This window comes from Actinoplanes sp. NPDC048791, from assembly GCF_040650095.1.
In the GTDB taxonomy this organism is placed as follows: domain Bacteria; phylum Actinomycetota; class Actinomycetes; order Mycobacteriales; family Micromonosporaceae; genus Actinoplanes.
In genome coordinates this window covers 1-3,227 of record NZ_JBEZGQ010000954.1, presented here as the reverse complement: position 1 = coordinate 3,227, position 3,227 = coordinate 1, and the positions used below count along the sequence as shown (strand labels likewise).

The window sequence follows — 3,227 nt, the reverse complement described above, 5'->3', positions numbered from 1 at the left end:
CGCGAACGACGCCGGCTACGGCCCCAAGAACGCCATCGGCAAGACCTTCACGCTGGAGCTGCCGGACGGCCGCACCGGCAAGGTCGTGGTGCTCGGCCCGGTCGCGCAGATGCCCGACGAAGCGGACCGGCAGCCCTCGCTCGGCCGCCTCCGCCTGCAGCGTGGGCCGCAGCGGCCCACCGCCGGCCACCACGAGCACCGCGGGCACTCCGGCGGCACGAAGCTCGGCCAGGGCCGCCAGCGAGCGCCGCGGCTGCTTCTCCACCGACAACCGGCCACAGTGCACCAGCAGAGCGTCGCCGGGCGCGGCCCACCGGCGCCGCAGCGCCGGGTCGTGCCGGGCCGGCGAGAACAGATCAAGATCAACACCCAGCGGTACGCGAGCCACGTCACGAACCCCGAGCCGCTCGAACTCGGCCGCCGCCCAGCCGGTGGTGCACACGATCCGGTCGAAGCCGGCGGCGCTGCGCGCGTTGAGCCGGTCGGCCAGCCACCGCGCGTTGCCGCCGCCGAAGAGACGCAACAGCCCGTCCAGACTCTCGTGCGACACCATCATCGACGGGACGCCGTGCCGCCGCGCCCAGTTGCCGGTCCACCGCAGCGTCGTCCGATCGGAGACCTCCAGGTGATCCGGCCGCAACCGGGCCAAGGTGTCCGCGACCCGGCGCCGGTCGAGCAGCACCCGGTAGCCACCCAGCCGCGGCACCTCCGGCCCGGGCAACGTGATGACCCGGCCCTGCTCGGTCTCGACGTCGGCGAACCGGGCGCCGGGCACGATGAGGACCGGCGAGTGCCCGGCCGCGAGATAACCGGCGCCCAGTTCCCGCAGCGCGGTCCGCAGCCCACCCGAGCGGGCCGTGACGAAGTTGGCCAGCCGCACGATTCTCATGTCAGCACCAGTCTCATGCCGGCACGAGCTCGCGTTCGGCGGCCGGCTGCAACGCGGCCTCGTAGTGCCCGATCAGCTCGTCCCCGACCGCGGCCCACGTCCGGCCCTCGACCGCGACCCGGGCCGCGGCACCGAACAGCGCGCGCCGGGTGGGCTCCGCGACCAGCCCGGCGATCGCCGCGGTGAAGCCCTCGGCCCGGAACGGCGGCACCAGATGTCCGGTCAGGCCGTCCGCGACCAGGTCGAGCGGCCCACCGGCGGCCGGCGCGACCACCGGCAGCCCGCTGGCCATGGCCTCCTGGATCGCCTGGCCGAACGTCTCGTACGGGCCGGTGTGCGCGAACACGTCGAGGCTCGCGTAGATCCGGGCGAGCTGCGCACCGTGCCTGGCCCCCAGGAACACGGCATCGGGCAGGGCCTGGCGCAACGTACCGGCGGCGGGACCGTCACCGACGACCACCAGCCGTACCCCCGGCAGCCGGCTGGTCTGCGCGAGCAGATCGACCTGCTTCTCCACCGCCAGCCGCCCGACGAAGCCGACCAGCACCTCGCCACCCGGCGCCAGCGCCCGGCGCAGGCCGGCGCTGCGGTGCCGCGGGTGGAACCGCACGTCATCGACCCCGCGCCGCCACAGATGCACCCGGCGGACACCGTGACCGTCCAGCGCGGCGACCGACTCCGTCGACGGCGCCAGCGTCCGGAACGCCGCGTTGTGGACGGTCCGGATCCACCGCCACGCGGCATGCTCGGTCATCGACACCTTGTACGCCCGGGCGTACGCGGCGACATCGGTCTGATAGACCGCGACGGCCGGCACCCGCAGCGCCCGGGCGGCGGCCGCACCCCACGCTCCGAGCACGAACGGGCTCGCCAGATGAACCACGTCTGTCCCGTGCGCCCGCAGCGCCGCGGTCAGCGCCGGAGTCGGCAGTCCGAGCCGGATCTGCGGATAACCGGGCATCGGCAGCGACGGGACGCGCACCACCGGATAGGGCAACTCACCGACCGTGCCGCGGACCCCGGGCGGCGCCTGGGGCGCGATCACCAGCGGGGCGTGCCCGCGCCGCACGAGATGCTCGGCGGCCCGGACGACCGAGTGCGCGACACCGTTGACATCCGGCAGGAAGGACTCCGTGACCAGCGCGATTCGCATGGGCCGAGGATGGGTGGCGGTCCCGCTCCACCAGGCCACGATGTTGTGACGGGAGCGGGAACGGTGGGCGACAAGAGCGCTGTTCGCCCGTTCTTCGCCTCGCCGACGTCGGCTGTTGCCACGACTTCAGCAGAGTGATCACCGTGGATCGACGGAACCTGCTGCGCGCGGCTGTGGCCGCCCCGGCCGTACCCCTGCTGACCGGACCGGCCGCCCAGGCGGCGGACAAGACCCGCGGCGGTACGGGTGAACGCTTCGCCCTCGCCGTACTGCCCGACACCCAGTACCTCTTCGACGCCGACAGCGCGGACCCGGCGCCGCTGCGCGAGACGTTCCGCTACCTGCTGGACCAGCGTGAGGTCGTCTTCATGACCCACCTCGGCGACGTCACCGAGCACGGTACGGCCGAGGAGCTCGGGCTGGCCGGGGAGTGCTTCCGGCGGCTGGACGGGCGGCTGCCGTACAGCGTGCTCGCCGGCAATCACGACGTGAACTCGTCCACCGACGACCAGCGGGGCGATTCGGCGTACCTGAAAGCGTTCGGCCCGCACCGCTTCGCCCGGATGGCCACCTTCGCCGGCGCGTCCGCCGACGGCTACAACAGCGGCCATCTGCTCACGGCCGGCGGCCGGCAGTGGCTCGTCCTCGCTTTGGACTGGCGCATCTCCGACCGCGGTCTCGCCTGGGCGCAGGGCATCCTGGACAAACACCGGCGGGTGCCGGCGATCGTCACCACCCACGACCTGGCCTACGCCGACGACGCCGGAGTCGCGGCCCTGTCCGCCCACGGGCAGCGCCTGTGGGACCGCCTGATCAAGGGCAACGACCAGATCTTCCTGACCCTCAACGGGCACTACTGGCCGCCCGGGCGCACCGTGCTGAAGAACGACGCCGGGCACGACGTCCACGTGCACATCACCAACTACCAGGACCGCTACTACGGCGGCGCGGGGATGATCCGGACCTACACGTTCGACCTCGCCCGCGACACCATCGACGTCGAGACGTTCGCACCGTGGTTCCTGGCCGAGCGCCCGGCGGCGCGCACGCCGCTGGAAGCGGAGACCATCGAGCTCACCGGCCCGGCCGACCGGTTCAGCCTGGAGCTCGACTTCGCGGAGCGGTTCGCCGGCTTCGACCCGCCGGCGCTGCCCGCGCCCCGGCCGGCCGCCGCGGTCGTCGACC

General features: G+C 73.5%; 3 protein-coding genes. 1 reads left to right on the top strand and 2 read right to left on the bottom strand.

Annotated elements, in window-relative coordinates; all coding sequences use genetic code 11:
* On the bottom strand, window positions 1-889 hold an 889-nt coding region (locus tag AB0C29_RS40350; protein ID WP_360832197.1), incomplete at its 3' end, for a glycosyltransferase.
* 13 nt (window positions 890-902) lie between these two features.
* The gene (locus AB0C29_RS40345) at window positions 903-2,042 is read right to left on the bottom strand and encodes a glycosyltransferase family 1 protein (RefSeq protein WP_360832194.1); all 1,140 of its coding nucleotides are present in this window, start codon (window positions 2,040-2,042) and stop codon (window positions 903-905) included.
* A 143-nt stretch (window positions 2,043-2,185) separates the two neighbouring features.
* On the opposite strand from AB0C29_RS40345, the gene AB0C29_RS40340 reads away from it, so the two are divergent.
* Window positions 2,186-3,227 (top strand): metallophosphoesterase (locus AB0C29_RS40340; protein ID WP_360832192.1); only part of this gene is annotated, 1,042 nt, incomplete at its 3' end.